The organism is Erythrobacter tepidarius, assembly GCF_002155695.1.
Classification (GTDB): Bacteria; Pseudomonadota; Alphaproteobacteria; order Sphingomonadales; family Sphingomonadaceae; genus Erythrobacter; species Erythrobacter tepidarius.
The window spans coordinates 43,753-61,929 of the sequence record NZ_MUYJ01000002.1 but is presented as its reverse complement, the minus strand read 5'-3'; the positions used below and the strand labels follow the sequence as shown (position 1 = coordinate 61,929).

Below are 18,177 nucleotides of genomic sequence, written 5' to 3'. Positions count from 1 at the left end.
CTCGGAGCAAGCGCTGTGGATAAGGACATTGCCGCTATAATATGTGGACATTGTTTATGTCACAGAGGTGAAAGGATGGCGGGAGCAGGGTCAAGAGGCCGCATTCCGCGCTGGAGGACAAGCTGATGAGCATCAATATCGGACCTGCCGCCACGGATGATCTGCGTCCGCGCATTACCGTCATCGGCGTTGGTGGAGCGGGCGGCAACGCGATCGCCAACATGATCGCGGCGGAGATCGATGGCGTCGAATTCATCGTCGCCAATACCGACGCGCAGGCGCTCAGCACCTCGCCGGCGGAAAGACGCATCCAGCTCGGCCCGGACATCACCGGCGGACTTGGTGCCGGCGCACGGCCCGAAGTGGGCAAGGCCGCGGCGGAAGAGACCGTGGCCGAGATCGAAAAGGCGCTCGAAGGCGTCAACATGTGCTTCATTGCGGCGGGCATGGGCGGGGGCACCGGCACCGGCGCCGCGCCCGTCATCGCCGAGGCCGCGCGCCGCATGGGCGTGCTCACCGTGGGCGTGGTCACCAAGCCGTTCCTGTTCGAGGGCACCCGCCGGATGCGGGCTGCCGAAGCCGGGATCGAGGAGCTGCAAAAGCATGTCGATACCCTGATCGTCATTCCCAACCAGAACCTGTTCCTTGTCGCCAAGGCGGAAACCACCTTCAAGGAAGCCTTCCAGATGGCCGACGAGGTGCTCCAGCAAGGCGTTCGCTCGATCACCGATCTGATGGTGATGCCGGGCCTCATCAACCTCGATTTTGCCGACGTGCGCTCGGTGATGAGCGAGATGGGCAAGGCGATGATGGGCACCGGCGAGGGGGAGGGCGAGAACCGCGCGCTTCAGGCCGCCGAACAGGCGATCGCCAACCCGCTGCTCGACGGGGTCAGCATGGCCGGCGCCAAGGGCGTTATCATCTCGATCATCGGCGGCGAGGACATGCGCCTGCTCGAAGTCGACGAGGCGGCCAATCACATCCGCCAGCTGGTGGACGAGGACGCCAACATCATCTGGGGTTCGGCGTTCAACCCCGACCTCAAGGGCAAAATCCGCGTCTCGGTGGTCGCCACCGGGATCGAGCAGGGTGCAATCGGCCCGATCGAGCGGCCGCAGCCGGTCGCGCTGGGCGGCGCACGCGCGCCCAAGCGGCCGGTGCTCGAACTGTCCGAGGACGATGGTCTGCGCGAACTGCCGGCTGAGGAGCCGGTGGCCACCGCGCCGCCGTCTGCTGCCGCTGCGCCGCTGGCTGCGGCGGGCTTCACCCTCACCCCGCCCGATTTCCCCGCTGCCGAAGATGACGCAGCGGATGTCGAGGACGATTATGACGTCGCTGCGCCTCTCGATCTGACCGGAATGCAGGCCGGCGACGAGATGGGCGAGGAATACGAGGACGATGTCGATGAGATCATCGATCCGCTCGCTGGCCTGCGCGGCGCGGAGGAGGATCTGCCGGGTGTCGTGGGCGATGCGGGCGAGGATATGCTCGATCTGACCAGTGATTATGTCGAATACGAGGACGATGGTGCACCGGCCGCTCCGTCGCCGGGTGCGGCGCAGGACGATCTCCTCGCCAGTGCCGACCGGCTCGCGGCCGCGGGTCAGCCGGTTACAGCGCGGCTCGGCGGTGGCCGTCGCCGCGGGCTGCTCGGCGAAGGCAGCGGCGAAGGAGGTGCCCTCGGCGGCAGCACCCTGTTTGAGCGCATGGCCAATCTCTCGCGCAGCACGGGGCGCAACGAAGACGAGGATGATGACGACGGCGGCGATGACGGGCCGGCACTCAGCATTCCGCGTTTTCTGAGCAATAACCGCAACCAGTGAGGGTGCGTCCCGCGTCCGGGCCGACTGCGGCCCGGCGCGCTGACGGTGCCGTTCGCCGCGGTGGTGCGTCTGGCGCACTGGATTGCCTCTATTTCCGCGTTAGGTCAGCCTGCGTGAAGCCCGTTTCGCTCTGTCTGCCTGTGCTGCTGCTCGCCGCTTCCCTGCCATTGGGGGCGCAGGCGGTCATCTCGCGGGAAGTGGTGCAGCCGCTCCCGAGCGAGGAAGTCCAGCGGCTCAACCGCGCGCTCGTGGCGCTGGCCAAGGCCCCGCGTGACCTCGACGCGCTGGTCGAGGCGGGAACGGCAGCGATGGGGATCGACGATCTCGAAGCGGCGAGAGGTTTTTTCGCGCGCGCGGCCGATATTGACCCCAATCATCCGCGCGTCGCGCTGGGGCTGGCTGCGATCTATCTGCGCTCGGGCCGGGCAGCCGAGGCGATCCCGCAGTTCGATCGCGCCCGCGCGGCCGGCGTCCCCGCCCGCGAGGTGCTGCCCGACCAGGCGCTGGCCTTCGATCTGGTGGGTGATCAGACCGCCGCACAGGCCGCCTATGCCGAGGCATTGAGGCTCGATCCCGGCAATGATGAGGCGCGACGACGCCAGGCGGTCAGCTATGCGATCGCCGGCAATCGCGCGCGTTTCGAAGAGGCGCTGCGCCCGCTGCTCGACAAGCGCGACATGGCTGCCTTGCGCGCCCGCGCCTTCGGGCTGGCAATCCTCGGCGATCAGGCGCGCGCGGCGGCCATCGCCGAGCAGGTGATGCCGCGCGATCTGTCGAGCCGGATCATCCCCTACCTCGCCTACATGCCGCGGCTGACACCGGCGCAGCAGGCTGCGGCAGCCAACCTTGGCATATTTCCGCAAGCGGCGGATATCGGGCGCGACGATCCGCGGCTGGCGCGGCTCGCGATCGAGGCGAAGGCGGACAGCCGACTCGAACCGGCCGGCGTGCCGCTCGGTCAGCCGGCGCCCCCTGCTTCGGCGCCAGCGCGCGTGGCGGCCGCTCCGGCACCTGCTCCGGCGCCTATGCCTGCCCGCGTTGGCGAAGCCGCGCCCGCGCCGGCGCCCGCGTCTGAACCTGTGCGCCCCTTGCGCGTTGCCGAGGCCTTTGCCGATCTCGGCGATGACCCCTTGCCCGACGCACGGGTCAGCGGCGATGCGGTCGACCTGACGCGAATCACCATCAGGCGCGAAGCACCCCCACCGCCGCCCAAGCCCAAGGAACCGCCCAAGCCGGTCCATCCCAGCCGGATCTGGGTGCAGCTGGCAACCGGCAAGAATCTCGGCGCGCTCGGGTTCGACTGGCGTCGGCTGTCGCGCAGCGGCGGCGATCTGTTGGCGAAGCTCAAGCCCTACACCGCGCCTTGGGGCGAGGCGCACCGCCTGCTGGTGGGGCCGATCGACGGCCGGGACAAGGCGCAGGCCCTGGTCCGCGAGCTCAAGGCCAAGGGCCTCGACAGCTTCCTCTACGTTAGCCCAGAGGGTGAGGAAATTCAGCCGGTTAAGTGATTTCCGCCGGTTCTCCCCGACAAAATTTGCACAGGCTTTGAACAAGCTTGCGCGGTTCTCCCCAACTCGCCTGCGCCGCCGCATTGCCAAGGCGCCCCCTGCCCGTTCATTCGTGCCGTCCATGACTGCACCACGTGCCTTGAGACCCCTGCCCGGCCTTGCCCTCTGGCCTCGTTGCCGGGACAGAGTGCGATGAGGCCGCGCACGATGGACTATTCCGCCGAGGACGATGCGGCCCCGGTCGAGATGCTGGTGGCTCTGTTCGAGGCGCGCTGCTGGCCGTGCGAGATGGTCTCGGAAGAGGAAATGTGCGGCGAGGTGCAGGGCAGCTGGGCCAATTACCAGCTGCGTGCGATCTGGCGCTCGGAAGACCGGGTGCTCCAGTTCCTGTGCCTGCCCGACATCCGCGTGACCGACGACAAGCGCGCCGCGGCCTATGAGTTGTTGTGTCTCGTCAACGAGCAGATGTGGCTGGGGCATTTCGACATCTGGTCAAACGGCGACGTCCTGCTCTATCGCCACGGCGCCCTGCTGGGCGAGGAGGGGCGCCTGAGCCTCGCCATGGCGCAATCGCTGGTCGAGATCGCGATCGACGAGTGCGACCGCTTCTACCCCGCATTCCAGTTCGTGCTGTGGGGTGACAAATCCCCTCGCGCTGCGCTCGAAGCGGCGATGGTCGACGCGGCGGGTGAGGCGTAGGGCGACATTGCTTCACCCCGGATTGGCGAAGCGCGGTCATTTCTTCTAGCCATATTGCCGCAGAAAGAACGACAGGACTTCGACAGGCTCGGTTCGAACGGGGATTTATGGCGCACAGTTTCCAACACCTGCTCATCATCGGTTGTGGCAACATGGGCGGAGCGATGCTCGACGGCTGGCTCGCCGCGGGCGAGCCGTCGTCGCGCTTCGCCGTGCTCGATCCGGCGCTTGGCGCGGTGCCCGACGGGGTGGCGCTCTATCGCGATGCGGCCGAGGTGCCCGGCACGCATGATGCGGTGTTGCTCGGATTCAAGCCGCAACAGCTGGGGCTGGTCGGGCCGGGCCTTCAGTCGGTGACCGCGGGCAAGACCCTGTGCTCGCTGCTTGCCGGAATCACGCTGGCGCAGCTTGCTGCCGCTTTTCCGCTCTGCGCTGCGCGGCTGCGGGTGATGCCCAATCTCGCCGCGCGGATCGGCAAGTCGCCGGTGATCCTCGCCGAGGCCGGACTGGATGCGGCCGGGCGCGCGGCGGCCCTGGCGCTGTTCGACCGGCTTGGCACCGCGATGTGGCTGGCGGACGAGGCGAAGTTCGATCTGGTCACTGCGCTGGCCGGGTCGGGGCCGGGCTTCGTCTATCGCTTCATCGACGCGCTGGCCGGGGCGGCGGTCGACCTCGGGCTGGAGCCAGACACCGCTGCCCGCCTCGCCTTGGCCACGGTCGAGGGGGCGGCAATGCTCGCCGCTGTCTCGGATGTTCCGCCGGCGGTGCTGGCCGACCGGGTGGCGAGCCCTGGCGGCATGACGCGTGAGGGGCTCAACGTGCTCGACGAGGGCGGCGCGCTGCGGCGGCTGCTCACCGAGACGCTGCGCGCTACCGCGCACAAGGGTGCGGCGCTTTCCAGAGGCGCTTAATATTAACGGGCATTAAGCTGAACGAATTGCGCGCTTTGCAAGCCGGTTTCGCTTGAAATGCCGCTGCGAAACCCCGATATTCGCTGCACTGGAGAGCGCGGCGTTTCGCGCTCCGCGAGAAGGAACAAAGGTTTCGCAATGGCTGACTGGAAAGACATTTCGCAAAGCGCTCAGCGGCTCGGTTCGGTGCCGCGCGCCGGTGGCGATGTCGTCGGGCGTTATGACGAGGGCCTGCGCAAGCACATGCTCTCGATCTACAACTACATGGCCTCGGCCGTGCTGCTCACCGGCATCGTTGCACTGGGCGCGGTCAGTACCGGCATCACCCAGGCGCTGGCCGCGACGCCGCTGATGTGGGTGGTGATGCTCGCGCCGCTCGCCTTTGTGCTGGTGATGAGCTTCGGCCTGCACAAGATCAGCCAGGGCACGCTCAATCTCCTGTTCTGGTCCTATGCTGCGGTGATGGGCCTGTCGATGTCGACCATCTTCCTCGTCTATACCGGGGAATCGATCGCCACGACTTTCTTCGCGACGGCGGGTGCCTTCGCGGGGCTGAGCCTGTTCGGCTACACCACCAAGAAGAACCTGTCGGGCTTCGGCACCTTCCTCATCATGGGGGTGATCGGCCTGATCATCGCCAGCTTGGTGAACCTGTTCCTGCAGTCGAGCGGACTGTCCTTCGTCATCAGCGGCCTGGGCGTGCTGATCTTCGCGGGGCTTACCGCCTATGACACGCAGCGCCTGAAGGAAGAGTATGCCTACCTGCGCGGCACCGCCTATATCGGCAAGGCCGTGATCATGGGGGCGCTGTCGCTCTACCTCGATTTCATCAACATGTTCATGTATCTGCTGCGCTTCCTCGGCAACCGCGAGTAACCGGCGCTGGGCTTTCCCCGGCGCACGGGGCCAACGCAGATGTTGAAATATCGGATGCCCGGGGCCTGTCTGAAGGCTCCGGGCATTTGCTTTGCAAGCCGGGGCGGCTATCCGGTTGCTTCAGGCTGGAGCAAGCCGCGCCGTGGCAGAGCGGCAAGGCTCCGGTGCGAGGAGAGGTTGAAGCCAATGTCCGTCATTCCCCCGCAAGCATCCGCGCCCGTCGGGCGTGTGCCCTTTGGTCTCACGATCACGGTGGTTGCGGCCAGTGCCGCGCTGCTGGCGGCCTGCGCCACCCCGCCGCCACCGCCGCCACCGCCGCCCCCCGCGCCGCCGCCAGTGGTCGAGACCGTGCCCTATCGTCCGCTTCCCCCGGGCGGGGCGCACTATGTGATGAACATTCCCCCGCGCGGTCCTGACGGGCGGCGGGTGACGGTCAACAGCGGCATCTCCAACGACCACCTCGTCTGGCACCTGCGCTCGGCCTGGAACGTGGCCGCGCTCAATTGCCTCGCGCCCGAATACGAACCGATCCTCGAAGGCTATCGCGGCTTCCTGACCAGGAATGCGCGCACGCTCAAGGCGGTGAATGACCGGATCGAGGCGGAGTACCTCAAGAAGCACAAGAACAAGCGCGCGGCGATGGTGGCGCGCGATGGACAGGTGACGCAGGTCTATAACTTCTTCGCGCTGCCCGCCGCGCGCGCGGGCTTCTGCCGCGCGGCGCTTGACATGGCCAATCGTGCGCTGGCCGCCCCGCCGACCAATCCGCTGGCCTTTGCGCAGGAGAATTTCGACGGGCTGCTGGTGCCCTTCGAGACCTTCTTCGACGAATATGAGGCTTATCAGCGCGCCTCGGCCGAATGGGATGCCAAGTGGGGCGCGCAATATGGCCCCTCGCAGCCCGGCTGGGTGGCGGTCCAGGAGGCGCGTGCCAAGGGCCTGCCGGTTCCGAGCGTGGTCGATCTCGCCAGCCAGGGCGTGAACGTGCAGAACGTGATCGATCCGGTGACGGGGCAGCCGGTGCCGGTTGTGCCGGTCAACGAAGGCGTCACCTCGCAGCCGGTGGTGCAGCCGCTCGCCGAACCGCCGCCGCGCAAATCGGGGCAGTAAGCAAAGGCGGCAGCGGCGCTCAAAAACGCCGTTGCAAGCCCGCGCGCTTCTCGCTAATGCGCGCGCTCGCCTGAGGCCTGAAGGCCAGGCGCGAGATCTGGAACGGGGCCGTAGCTCAGATGGGAGAGCGCGTCGTTCGCAATGACGAGGTCAGGGGTTCGATCCCCCTCGGCTCCACCAGTTTTTCCGACTGAGGTTCCGCGTGCGGGCCGTGCGGCCCGGCCGGCTTGTGCCGCAGGAGCGGCGCGGGACGGCCCCGCGGCGCTGCGCGCCGGATCGGCACTCTCAAAATCGGCAGTCGCACATGCTCCCTCGCTTGGCGCGCTTGCCGCAAGGTTCGCCCGACGCTATCATCCGCGCCACGCCAAGGTAACGGGAATGCGGTGCAAATCCGCAGCTGTCCCTGCAACTGTAAGCGGTGAGTATCGGGTGCGCGCTTCCCTGTCCGGGAGGCAGCCACTGGAGCCAAAGCGCTCTGGGAAGGCGAGCATCCCATGCCTTGATCCGCAAGCCAGGAGACCGACCGGGGCGTGTCGCTCTATGCCGGGTTCAGGGATTGGCCGGGCGCGGAAACTGACTTTCGTTGTGAGCGACATCGTCGTGCCGTGGGGGATTTGGTGTCCCTTGCGGGCCATCATGTTGCTGATGACGGGAGGAATCCGTGAAGAATTTTACCTTGTTGGGCGGTGCCGCTGCGGTGGCGCTGGTTTGGGCCGTGCCGGCGGCAGCGCAGGTGAATGCCGAGCCGCAGGAGAGCGAGACTGCCGCGAACGCCGATCCGGGCTTGTCGCCCGAAATCCTGGTCTCGGCCAGCCGCGACGGATCGCTGGGGCGTGACAGCTTCACCGGATCGGCCCTTGTCATCACCGCCCAGCAGCTCGCGCAGCGCCAGACCCGCGACATTGCCGATGTGCTACGCGATGTTCCCGGGGTCGCGGTCGCGGGCGTGGCGGGACAGACCCAGGTCCGCCTGCGCGGCAGCGAGGCCAACCATGTGCTGGTGCTGGTCGACGGGATCGAGGTTTCCGATCCTTTCGCCGGCGAGTTCGACATGGGCACGCTTCAGGCCGAGCCGGGCGCGCGTCTCGAAGTGTTGCGCGGCCCGCAATCGGCGCTTTACGGCCCCGACGCGATCGGCGGCGTGATCGCCTACGAAACCGCCAGCGGACGCGCGGTTCCGGGGTTTGTCGCGCGGATCGAGGGCGGCACCGAGGAGACGGTCAACGGCGCTTTGCGCTACGGCGCTGCGGGCGAAAGCTGGGATGCGGCGCTTGCCGCCGTCCTCGTCAGCACCGACGGCCAGCCCAACGCCCGCAATGGCACCCGCGATATCGGCCGCGACAGCTACACCCTTTCGGGCAAGGGCAGCCTCGATCTGGCCGAGGGCTTCGCTCTGCGTGCCGCCGCCCGCTTCATCCGCACCGAGGGCCGGTTCAACAACCAGGACTTCAATTCTGCCAATCCCACCTTCGGCTTGGTGATCGACAGCCCCCAAACCCGCTTCACCAACGAGGCGGTCTACGCTCTGATCGGCGCGCGGGTGGAGGCGCTGGAGGGGCGCTGGACGCATGATCTTTCGGCCCAGATCGCCAATGTCGAGCGCGAGACCTTCGGCCCCTTCGGGCAGTCGAGCGGCAGCGAGGGCGACCGGGTCAAGGTCTCCTATGTCAGCGCGCTCAGGCTGGCGGACCGACACAATCTCACCTTCGCCGCCGATTACGAGGTCGAAGGCTTCCGCAACACGACGCCCGGCGGCTTTGCCTTCAACGGGCGGCGCGAGATCGAGCAGGTCGGGCTGGTGGGCGAGTATCGCTATGCCGGGACGGCATTCGATTTCACGGCGGCGCTGCGGCACGATTTCAACGATCTGTTCCGCGATGCCACCACCTTCCGCGTGGGTGCAGGGTATCGTCTCACCGACACCACCCGGCTCCGGGCTGCGGCTGGGAGCGGAACCAAGAACCCCGGCTTCTTCGAGCTTTACGGATTTGTCGATGGTCGCTTCATCGGCAATGCCGCGCTGCGGCCCGAGAAGTCCACGGGCTGGGAAGTGGGCCTCGACCACGCCCTCGGTGACAGTGCCAGTCTCGCGGTGACCTATTTCGCCAGCGAGCTGGAGGGCGAGATTTTCACAACCTTCCCGCCGCCGAACTTCATCGCCACCCCCGCCAACCGCACCACCGAAAGCCGCCAGCGCGGTATCGAGGTGTCCTTCAACGCCCGCCTCGGCACGGCATGGAGCCTTGATGCGGCCTACAGCTATCTCGATGCCGAGGAGAACGGGGTCGAGGAAGTGCGTCGCCCAGAGCACATCGCCAGCGCCGCGCTCACCTGGGCCGCGCCGGGCGATGCCGCTTCGGCCACGCTGGTGGTGCGCTACAACGGACAAACCCCCGACGTCGCCTTCACCGATCCGAGCTTCGTGCCGGTGCGGGTGACGCTGGACGATTACACCCTCGTGAACTTCAATGCCCGCGCAAGGCTGGCCGATGGTCTCGATGCCTTCGCCCGGATCGAGAACCTGCTGGATGAACGCTACGAGCAGGTGTTCAGCTTCGTCTCGCCGGGCCGCTCGGCGGCCGTGGGCATCGAGGCGCGCTTCTGAGAGGAGAGCGGACATGACCGGGATCGACAAGACGCTCGGCACGGCGGCGCTGCCGGCCATCCTTGCGGCGACCACCCTCAGCGGCAGCATCGTGCTGGCCTGTATGATGCCTTTCGCCGCCATCGCCACCATCGCTGCCCTGGCGATGCCGGCGCGGCGCGCATTGGCCAGCGTGGCCTTGTGCTGGCTCGGCAATCAGGTGCTGGGTTTCGGCATTATGGGCTATCCATGGGATGCGCCGACCTTTGCGGCGGGTCTTTCGCTGCTGGTGTCGAGCCTGATCGCCTTCGCGGCGGCGCGGGCCGTGAAGGCGCGGGGCGGCAACCCCGTTCTGGCCTTGCTCGCCGCCTTCGCGGGTTTCGAGCTGAGCCTTTTCGCCTATGCGCTGCCCTTTGGCGATCCGGCGCTGTTTGCGCCTGACATCGTCGCTCAGATCGCGCTCAACGATGGGCTGTGGTTTGCCGGCTTGTGGCTCGGCTGGCAGATGCTCTCGCGGCTCCCGGCGCTGGCGCGGCAGATCCGGCGGCAGGTGTGATGAACGCGCCGTGCAGGATCGTCTCGCTGCTCCCCAGCGCCACCGAGATAGCCGTGGCCCTGGGGTTGCAGGATCGCCTCGTGGGGCGCAGCCACGAATGCGATTTCCCCCCGGCGGTCAAGGCGCTGCCCGCGTGCACTTCGACCAAGCTGGACAAGGGGCTGACGTCGCAGGCCATCGAGGATCGGGTCAAGGAAATCGTCGAGAAGGGCCTGTCGGTCTATGATGTCGATGCGCCGCTGCTCAAATCGCTGCGGCCTGACGTGATCCTGACGCAGGCGCAATGCGCCGTCTGCGCGGTGACCCCCGCCGATCTGGAGGAGGCGCTGGCGACGTGGGTGGGGACTCCGCCGCGGCTGGTTTCGCTCGCGCCCGACGATCTGGCCGATGTGTTCGGCGATCTGGAGCGCGTGGCCGAGGCCGCGGGCGTGCCCGAACGTGCGCCCGAGGCGAAGGCGCGGATGCAGGCGGGGCTGGGCGCGCTGCCGCCTGCGCCGGCGATCCGCCCCAAGCTGCTTGCCATCGAGTGGATCGCGCCGCTGATGGTGGCGGGCAACTGGGTGCCCGAACTCATCATCGCCGCCGGGGCCGAGCCGCTGCTCGCCGATCCCGGCACGCATTCGCACTGGATCACCTTCGATGCCATCGCTGCCGCGGACCCCGACATCATTGCCCTGATGCCCTGCGGCTACCAGCTCGGCCAGACCCTGCCCGAAGCCCGCGCCCTGCTGGCCGAGCCGCGCTGGCAGGGGCTGCGGGCGGTGCGCGAAGGACGGATATTCGCGGTCGATGGGCATCACCTGTTCAACCGTCCCGGTCCGCGACTGGTGCAAAGCGCCGAGGTGCTTTCCTGCCTGGTTCACTCGCCCGATGCCGTGCCGGAAGCGCTTGGGCCCTTTATCGCGCGGCTGTAGATTGCCATTCCCCTCGCATTCCGGACGCGAATTGCCTATGCGGCGCCCATGCATTTCCTCGATCAGGCCAAGATCTATGTGAAGTCCGGTGCTGGCGGCCCCGGTGCCGTCTCGTTCCGGCGTGAGAAATATATCGAATATGGTGGCCCCGACGGCGGCAATGGCGGGAACGGCGGGGATATCGTGTTCGAGGCGGTGGCGGGGCTCAACACCCTGATCGACTTTCGCTACACCCAGCACTTCAAGGCCCCGCGCGGCGGCCACGGCATGGGCCGGGATCGCACCGGTGCCAGCGCCAAGCCGCTGGTGATCGCGGTGCCCGTCGGCACGCAGATCCTCTCGGAGGACAAGCAAGAGGTGCTCGCCGATTTCACCGAGGTCGGCCAGCGCGTGGTGTTGCTCCATGGCGGCATGGGCGGGCGCGGCAACGCCTCCTACAAGAGCGCGACCAACCGCGCCCCGCGTCAGCATCAGCCCGGAAAGCCCGGGCAGGAGATGTGGGTGTGGCTGCGGCTCAAGCTGCTCGCTGATGTCGGCCTTGTCGGCCTGCCCAATGCGGGCAAGTCGACCTTCATCAATGCCGTGTCGAACGCACAGGCCAAGGTCGGCGATTATGCCTTCACCACGCTGGTGCCCAAGCTCGGCGTGGTGCGCCACAAGGGCCGCGAATTCGTGCTGGCCGACATTCCCGGTCTGATCGAGGGCGCAGCCGAGGGCGCGGGTATCGGTGACCGCTTTCTTGGCCATATCGAACGCTGCCGGGTGCTGATCCACCTGATCGACATCACCGGCACCGGCGATGCCGATCCGGCCGAGGCGATGCGCATCGTCGCGGATGAACTGGCCGCCTATGGTGCCAATCTGGAAGACAAGCCGCGGCTGGTGGTGCTCAACAAGCTCGATCTGGCCGACACCGAACTGGTCGAGGCGTTCCGCAAGGAATTGCTGGCGGCAGGTGCGGACAAGGTGTTCGCGGTGTCCGGTGCGACGGGGGCGGGAATTCCCGAACTGCTCGACGCGGTGATCGGCTACCTGCCCGATCGCACCGCGACCGAGACAAGGGCGGTGGAGGTCGAGGATGATGGCGATGCGCCCGGCTGGTCGCCGCTGTGATCTGACGCGATGCTGATCGGATCATGCTGAACACTCTGGCAGACATCACCGCCGCACGGCGGATCGTGGTCAAGATCGGCTCGGCCTTGCTGGTCGGCGGCGGGCAGGCGCGTGAGGCATGGCTGATGCGCATGGCGGGCGAGCTGGCGATGCTGCGCCAGCATGGCGCGCAAGTTATCGTGGTCAGCTCGGGCGCGATTGCGCTGGGCGCGGCGCGACTGGCCTTGCCCAGGGGCGGACGCGGGAGCCTCGCCGATGCGCAGGCCGCGGCTGCCGTCGGCCAGATCGCGCTCGCCGATCTGTGGAGCCGCGCGCTCGGGGCCGAGGGCATCACCGCCGCGCAGATGCTGCTGACGCTGGGCGACCTCGAAGAACGCCGCCGCTATCTCAACGCCTCGGCCACGCTCGACCGCCTGCTCGAGGCGGGCGTGATCCCGGTCATCAACGAGAACGATTCGGTCGCCACCGAGGAAATCCGCTTCGGCGACAATGATCGCCTTGCCGCGCGGGTGGCGCAGGCGGCCAATGCCGATCTGGTGCTGCTGCTGTCGGATGTCGACGGCCTGTTCGATCGTGACCCGCGCGAGGAAGGGGCAAGCCTCATTCCCGTGGTGGACGCCGTGACACCGGAAGTGATGGCGATGGCGAGCGGCGCCTCGTCCTCAGGCCTTGGGTCGGGTGGGATGGTGTCCAAGCTGCAAGCCGCGCAGATCGCCACGCGCGCCGGGATTGCGCTCGCCATTCTCAATGGCACGCATGACGCACCGATCACCCATGCGCTTGCTGCCGGGACGGGGACGCTGTTCCTGCCGGTCAGCGCGGCCTCGGCGCGCAAGGCATGGCTCGGCGGACGGCTCGCGCCGGCGGGCGAATTGCGCGTCGACATGGGCTGCGCGGAGGCCTTGAAGGGCGGGGCCAGCCTGCTGGCGGCGGGGGTGATCGGCGTTTCCGGCAGCTTCCGGCGCGGCGATCTGGTCAGCGTGGTGAGCCTGAAGGGCGAGCGGCTGGGGCAGGGCCTTGCCGAATATGACGCGGCCGAGGTCCAGCTGATCGCCGGCAGGCGCGTGGAGGAGCAGGCCGAACGGCTGGGCTATGCGCCGCGATCCTGCGTGATTCACCGCGATCACATGGTTCTGCTGTGAGCAATCTTGCGCTTACCGGCGCGACCGGGTTCGTCGGCAGCGCTGTGCTCGATGCGGCGCTGGCCGAGGGGCATCAGCTGCGCGCGCTCGCCCGGCGCGACCAGCCTGCCCGCGATGGCGTGAGCTGGGTGCGCGGCGACCTTGGCGACAGGGCGGCGCTGGCGGCCCTGGTCGCGGGCGCGGATGCGGTCATCCATGTTGCCGGGCTGACCAACACGCCCGATCCGGCCGCGTTCGCGACCGCCAATGTCGCCGGCACCGCCAATGTCCTTGCCGCCATGGACGCGGCGGGAGTGCGGCGGCTGGTGTTCGTCTCCTCGCTCGCCGCCCGCGAGCCGCAGCTTTCGGCCTATGGCGCGTCCAAGGCCAAGGCAGAGGCAGAGGTACAAGCCTCTGGCCTTGATTGGACCACGGTGCGCCCGCCCGGGGTCTATGGTCCGCGCGATATCGATTATCTCGAGATGTTCCGCACCGCCAAGTGGGGCTTCGTGCCGCTTCCGCCCGGCGGAGCCAGCTCGATCATCCATGCCGATGACTTGGCGCGGCTGTTGGTCTTGCTCGCGCGCGCTGATGCTGCGCCGACCCGGCACCAGACTTACGAGCCCGATGACGGGCGCGAGGGCGGGTGGAGCCACAAGGAGCTTGCTGCGGCCATCGGCCGGGCGGTCGGGCGCGAAAGGGTGTTTGCGCCGCACCTGCCGCGCTTCGTGCTCAAGGCTGCTGCCGCGGCCGACCGGCTCCTGCGCGGCGACCGCGCCAAACTCACCGCCGACCGGATCGGCTACATCTGCCACCCCAACTGGGTCGTCCGCGCGCATCTGCGGCCTCCGCCGGCCATCTGGCAGCCGCGGATCACCGGCGAGGAGGGGCTGAGGGCGACCGCCGAATGGTATGCCCGCGAAGGGTGGCTCTGATGCCCTAGAGGAACGGTTCCTCGCCCGGCTTGTGGATGCCGCATTCGGTTTTGTCCCAACCCTTCCAGCGGCCCGAGCGCGGGTCTTCGCCCGGAGCGACCTTGCTGGTGCAAGGCGAGCAGCCGATCGAAGGGTAGCCCTGCGCGATCAACGGGTGGCGGGGCAGATCGTGCTGGATGAAATAGCCCTCGATCTGTGCGGGATCCCAGTCGATCAGCGGGTTGATCTTCAATCGTCCCTGCGCGTCGGAGGTGTCGATCTCGAAGCGCGGCAGGTTGGCGCGGGTCTTGGCCTGAAACGCCTTCCGGCCGGTGAAGCTCGCATCGTAATTCACCAGCGCCTTTTCCAGCGGCCGCACCTTCCTGATCTCGCAGCAGCCGTCCGGGTCATAGGACCACCTGAGGCCGGTTTCGTCCCGCTTTGCCAGTTCCTCGGCGTCGGGGGTCAGCACCACGAGGTTGAGGCCGAGCCGTGCCACCAGCGTGTCGCGATAGGCCAGGGTTTCGGCAAAATGCTTGCCCGTGTCGAGGAACAGCACCGGCACCGATGCATCGATGCTGGCGACGAGATGCAGCAGCACCGCACTTTCCGCACCGAAGCTGGAAACCACCGCCAGATCGCCCGCCAGCCGATCACGGATCACCGCTTCGAGCATCTCGGCCGTGGTGCTGCCGCGAAACATCCGGTTGAGGCGCAAGGCGTCATGCGCGGTGAAGCGCGGGGAAAGGTCGAGGGTGTCGCGGGTGCGATCCTGCGGCGCGGCGGGGCTGGTCGTGGTGTCAGGCTTCATGGCGCTTGTCCGCAATCGTGGCGCGGGCGTCGGCCGCACGCTGGTAGACATTCTCCCACGTGGCAAAAGCGCGGGCTGCGTCCTGCTCGTCGAGGCGCTTGTCGGGGGCGAAGCTGTCGAAACCGCAGCGGCGCATGTGCGAGAGCTGGTCGATCAGCACCTCGCCCACCGCGCGCAGTTCACCGGTGTAGCCCGCCTCGCGCAGGATGCGGGCCGAGGAATAGCCGCGCCCGTCGCCGAAGGCGGGGAAGTTGACCTCCACCAAGGCGAGGCGATCAAGGAAGGGCAGCAGGAGGCGCGCATCGTCTCCCGGCTCGATACGGACGGCGGTGGCGTTGGTCTGCTCCAGCACGCAGTCCACGGTCACGGCAGCGTGATCCACCGGCTCGTCGTCGCGGAAGCGGAACTGCACCTCGTCGGGGGAGGTGCCCAGGTCATTATCCATCCCGGCCTCCGTAGAGGGCATGGCTGCCCGCAAAAGCGTTGTGAAAATGGACTGCCATCGCTGCGCGTGCAGCGGTCCTGAGGCCGGCTTCAACCATACAATGCCTCCTTGAACGGCTCCATGCCGATGCGGCGGTAGGTATCGAGGAAGCGTTCGCCCTGCGCACGCTGCGCGAGATAGACCTCGGTGACCTTTTCGACCGCGGCGATCACGCCGTCCTCGTCGAAGCCGGGGCCGGTGATTTTGGCGAGACTGACATCCTCGCCTTCGCTGCCGCCGAGGGAGAGCTGGTAGTTCTCGACCCCCTTCTTGTCGACACCGAGGATGCCGATGTGGCCCGCGTGGTGGTGCCCGCAAGCGTTGATACAGCCGGAGATCTTGAGCTTCAATTCGCCCACTTGCTCCGTGCGGCCGGTCTGCGCGAAGCGCTCGGAAATGCGCTGGGCGAGGGGAATCGAACGCGCATTGGCAAGGCTGCAATAATCGAGTCCGGGACAGGCGATGATGTCCTCGATCGTGTCCATGTTGGCAGCGCCAAGGCCCGCCGCCTCGAGCGCCTGCCATACGGCCGGCAGATCGGCGATGCGGACATGGGGCAGCAGCAGGTTCTGGGTGTGCATCACCCGCAACTCGTCGAAGCTGTATTCGCGCGCCAGCCGGGCAACGAGGCGCATCTGCGCGGCGCTGGCATCGCCCGGAATGCCGCCGGGGGGCTTGAGGCTGATGACCGCCGAGACATAGGCGTCGTGCTTGTGGCGGTGGGTGTTGCGATCCACCCAGAGCGCGAAATCGGGGTCCGAACGGTCGATGGTCTTGGGGCCGTCGACAAAGGCAGGCGGGGCAAAATGCGCCTTGATCCGTTCGAGCTCGGCCAGCGGCGGTTCCACTCCGACGCGCAGCAGATGCGCGAATTCCTCCTCGACCTGGCGGGAATATTCCGCCGCGCCCAGTTCATGGACGAGGATCTTGATGCGCGCCTTGTACTTGTTGTCGCGCCGGCCGTAGCGGTTATAGACCCGCAAGGCTGCCTCGGCATAGGTGATGAACTGGTCGATCGGCACGAAGTCGCGGATCAGCGGGGCAATCATCGGCGTGCGCCCCATCCCGCCGCCGACATAGAACTGCGCCCCCACTTCGCCCGCGTCATTCTTCACGATCCGCACCCCGATATCGTGGAGCCGCATCGCCGCGCGGTCCTTCGCGGACGCGATCACCGCGATCTTGAACTTGCGCGGCAGGTAGGAGAACTCCGGGTGGAAGCTCGACCACTGGCGCATCAGCTCGGCATAGGGGCGGGGGTCCACCACCTCGTCGGCCGCCGCGCCGGCGAAGTGATCGGACGAGATGTTGCGGATGCAGTTGCCGCTGGTCTGGATCGCGTGCATCTCGACCGTCGCCAGATCGGCGAGAATGTCGGCGGCATCCTCCAGCCTGATCCAGTTGAACTGGATGTTCTGGCGGGTGGTGAAATGGCCGTAGCCGCGGTCATATTTCTCGGCAATGTCAGCCAGCATCTCCATCTGGCGGCTGCTGAGCGTGCCATAGGGAATCGCGACGCGCAGCATGTAGGCGTGGAGCTGGAGATAGAGCCCGTTCATCAGCCGCAGCGGCTTGAACTGGTCCTCGGTCAGCTTGCCTTCGAGGCGACGGCGGGCCTGATCGCGGAATTCGGCGACGCGGGCTTCGACCATCGCCTGATCGTATGAATCGTAACGGTACATCTCAGATCACCCAGTCCCAGCCGGTCTTCTCGGCGGTCGTCACGGCGAGATCGCGCCGCACGGTCGGGCCGAGCGCGCGCACCCGGTCCTTGATATGGGCTGGCCTGACATGCCCGGCAGCGTCGATGCTGGCCTGACAGACGTAGGGCACATTGACCCGCCGCGCGGCTTCCTCGCGGGCGAGGATTTCCTCGGCATCCTCGCCCACATCGACAGCATCATCGACGAACAGCGACCAACCGGAACCGGTCCACCAGATGACCGCGCCGGTGCGCAGATCATTGCCGGTCAGGATCTTCATCGCGCGGCCTCCTGCACCAAACTGGCAAGGGCGATGTCGTCACGCGCGGTCACTTCGCCGATGACGATCAGCGCCGGGCTCTTCACCGCCTCGGCTTCGACCAGATCGGGCAGGCCCGCCAGCAGCCCGCGCAGCACCCGCATTTCGGGGCGTGCGGCGTTTTCGATCACGGCGACGGGCATCGAAGGCGCAAGGCCATCGGCCATCAGCTTCTCGGCGATTCTGCCGGCGGTCGATACTCCCATGTAGATCACCAGCGTGCGCCCCTTGCCGGCGAGGCCCGACCAGTCTTGTTCCGAGAGGCCCTTGCACTGGCCCGCGACGAAGGAGACGATGCTCGATGCCTCGCGGTGGGTGAGCGCAATCTGCGCGGCGGCGGCAGCGCCATTGGCCGCGGAAATGCCGGGGACGATCTCGACCGCAACCCCCGCGGCGCGCGCGGCCTCCGCCTCCTCGCCGCCGCGGCCGAAGATCAAGGGATCGCCGCCCTTGAGCCGCACAACGTCATGGCCCGCGAGGGCCTCGCGCACCAGCAGCGCGTTGATCGCTTGCTGCGACATGGTGTGGCGGGCGCGCTGCTTGGCGACCGAGATCAGCCGGGCATCGTCTTGCGCAAGACCGAGGATGTCGGGGCCGATCAACCCATCATGCACGATCACTTCGGCCCGCTCGATCAGGCGGACGGCGCGCAGGGTGAGCAAGTCCACCGGACCCGGCCCTGCGCCGACAAGATAGATGGTGCCGCTCTTTCGCATGGCACTGCACATGGT

The 18,177-nt window shown here is 67.4% G+C and carries 17 protein-coding genes, 1 tRNA gene and 1 riboswitch; of the genes, 13 read left to right on the top strand and 5 right to left on the bottom strand.

The annotated features are described in order from the left end of the window. Positions 1–125: 125 nt before the first annotated feature. The 13 genes from ftsZ to BZF61_RS01985 all read left to right on the top strand — a co-directional run bounded on the left by ftsZ (position 126) and on the right by BZF61_RS01985 (position 14,150). Positions 126–1,823, top strand: coding sequence for a cell division protein FtsZ (gene ftsZ / locus BZF61_RS02045; RefSeq protein ID WP_086616977.1), 1,698 nt, complete (start codon positions 126–128; stop codon positions 1,821–1,823). Between the two features lie 113 nt (positions 1,824–1,936). After that, complete coding sequence (locus BZF61_RS02040) at positions 1,937–3,331, top strand: SPOR domain-containing protein (protein WP_086616976.1); 1,395 nt, start codon at positions 1,937–1,939, stop codon at positions 3,329–3,331. 192 nt (positions 3,332–3,523) lie between these two features. Continuing rightward, positions 3,524–4,030: a type III secretion system chaperone family protein gene (locus tag BZF61_RS02035; RefSeq protein ID WP_245804466.1), complete on the top strand. Its 507-nt coding sequence runs from the start codon at positions 3,524–3,526 to the stop codon at positions 4,028–4,030. A 107-nt stretch (positions 4,031–4,137) separates the two neighbouring features. Beyond that, positions 4,138–4,941 (top strand): pyrroline-5-carboxylate reductase family protein, encoded by an 804-nt coding sequence (locus BZF61_RS02030; protein ID WP_086616975.1) that lies wholly within the window; start codon positions 4,138–4,140, stop codon positions 4,939–4,941. 138 nt (positions 4,942–5,079) lie between these two features. Next, entirely contained in the window at positions 5,080–5,817 is a 738-nt protein-coding gene (locus BZF61_RS02025) for a Bax inhibitor-1/YccA family protein (protein WP_086616974.1), read from the top strand. A 186-nt stretch (positions 5,818–6,003) separates the two neighbouring features. Beyond that, complete coding sequence (locus tag BZF61_RS02020) at positions 6,004–6,927, top strand: hypothetical protein (protein WP_086616973.1); 924 nt, start codon at positions 6,004–6,006, stop codon at positions 6,925–6,927. 104 nt (positions 6,928–7,031) lie between these two features. Next, positions 7,032–7,107: transfer RNA gene (locus BZF61_RS02015), tRNA-Ala, on the top strand. A gap of 170 nt (positions 7,108–7,277) precedes the next feature. Continuing rightward, a riboswitch (cobalamin riboswitch) is annotated at positions 7,278–7,469 on the top strand. Between the two features lie 119 nt (positions 7,470–7,588). Further along, complete coding sequence (locus BZF61_RS02010; RefSeq protein ID WP_086616972.1) at positions 7,589–9,532, top strand: TonB-dependent receptor plug domain-containing protein; 1,944 nt, start codon at positions 7,589–7,591, stop codon at positions 9,530–9,532. A gap of 13 nt (positions 9,533–9,545) precedes the next feature. Next, positions 9,546–10,067, top strand: a complete 522-nt coding sequence (locus tag BZF61_RS02005) for a hypothetical protein (protein ID WP_086616971.1) — start codon at positions 9,546–9,548, stop codon at positions 10,065–10,067. Next, on the top strand, positions 10,067–10,981 hold the full coding sequence (locus BZF61_RS02000) for a cobalamin-binding protein (RefSeq protein WP_086616970.1): 915 nt from the start codon (positions 10,067–10,069) through the stop codon (positions 10,979–10,981). The genes BZF61_RS02005 and BZF61_RS02000 overlap by 1 nt, the downstream gene beginning before the upstream one ends. 48 nt (positions 10,982–11,029) lie before the next feature. Next, positions 11,030–12,094 (top strand): Obg family GTPase CgtA, encoded by a 1,065-nt coding sequence (gene cgtA / locus BZF61_RS01995; protein WP_086616969.1) that lies wholly within the window; start codon positions 11,030–11,032, stop codon positions 12,092–12,094. Positions 12,095–12,117: 23 nt separating this feature from the next. Continuing rightward, entirely contained in the window at positions 12,118–13,236 is a 1,119-nt protein-coding gene (proB, locus tag BZF61_RS01990; protein WP_086616968.1) for a glutamate 5-kinase, read from the top strand. Next, positions 13,233–14,150 carry an NAD-dependent epimerase/dehydratase family protein gene (locus BZF61_RS01985; protein WP_086616967.1) on the top strand — a complete coding sequence of 306 codons (918 nt, stop codon included), beginning with the start codon at positions 13,233–13,235 and terminating at the stop codon, positions 14,148–14,150. Before proB ends, BZF61_RS01985 begins: the two co-directional genes overlap by 4 nt. A gap of 4 nt (positions 14,151–14,154) precedes the next feature. On the opposite strand, the gene BZF61_RS01980 is transcribed toward BZF61_RS01985, so the two are convergent. From BZF61_RS01980 to cobA, 5 genes are all read right to left on the bottom strand, one after another. Beyond that, on the bottom strand, positions 14,155–14,940 hold the full coding sequence (locus BZF61_RS01980; RefSeq protein ID WP_086616966.1) for a phosphoadenylyl-sulfate reductase: 786 nt from the start codon (positions 14,938–14,940) through the stop codon (positions 14,155–14,157). Then, complete coding sequence (locus tag BZF61_RS01975) at positions 14,930–15,385, bottom strand: DUF934 domain-containing protein (RefSeq protein ID WP_086616965.1); 456 nt, start codon at positions 15,383–15,385, stop codon at positions 14,930–14,932. Before BZF61_RS01975 ends, BZF61_RS01980 begins: the two co-directional genes overlap by 11 nt. An 89-nt stretch (positions 15,386–15,474) precedes the next feature. Next, positions 15,475–17,106 (bottom strand): nitrite/sulfite reductase, encoded by a 1,632-nt coding sequence (locus tag BZF61_RS01970; protein ID WP_086616964.1) that lies wholly within the window; start codon positions 17,104–17,106, stop codon positions 15,475–15,477. A 1-nt stretch (position 17,107) separates the two neighbouring features. Continuing rightward, entirely contained in the window at positions 17,108–17,407 is a 300-nt protein-coding gene (locus BZF61_RS01965) for a DUF2849 domain-containing protein (protein ID WP_086616963.1), read from the bottom strand. Continuing rightward, on the bottom strand, positions 17,404–18,162 hold the full coding sequence (gene cobA, locus BZF61_RS01960; RefSeq protein WP_086616962.1) for a uroporphyrinogen-III C-methyltransferase: 759 nt from the start codon (positions 18,160–18,162) through the stop codon (positions 17,404–17,406). Before cobA ends, BZF61_RS01965 begins: the two co-directional genes overlap by 4 nt. Positions 18,163–18,177 lie beyond the last annotated feature (15 nt).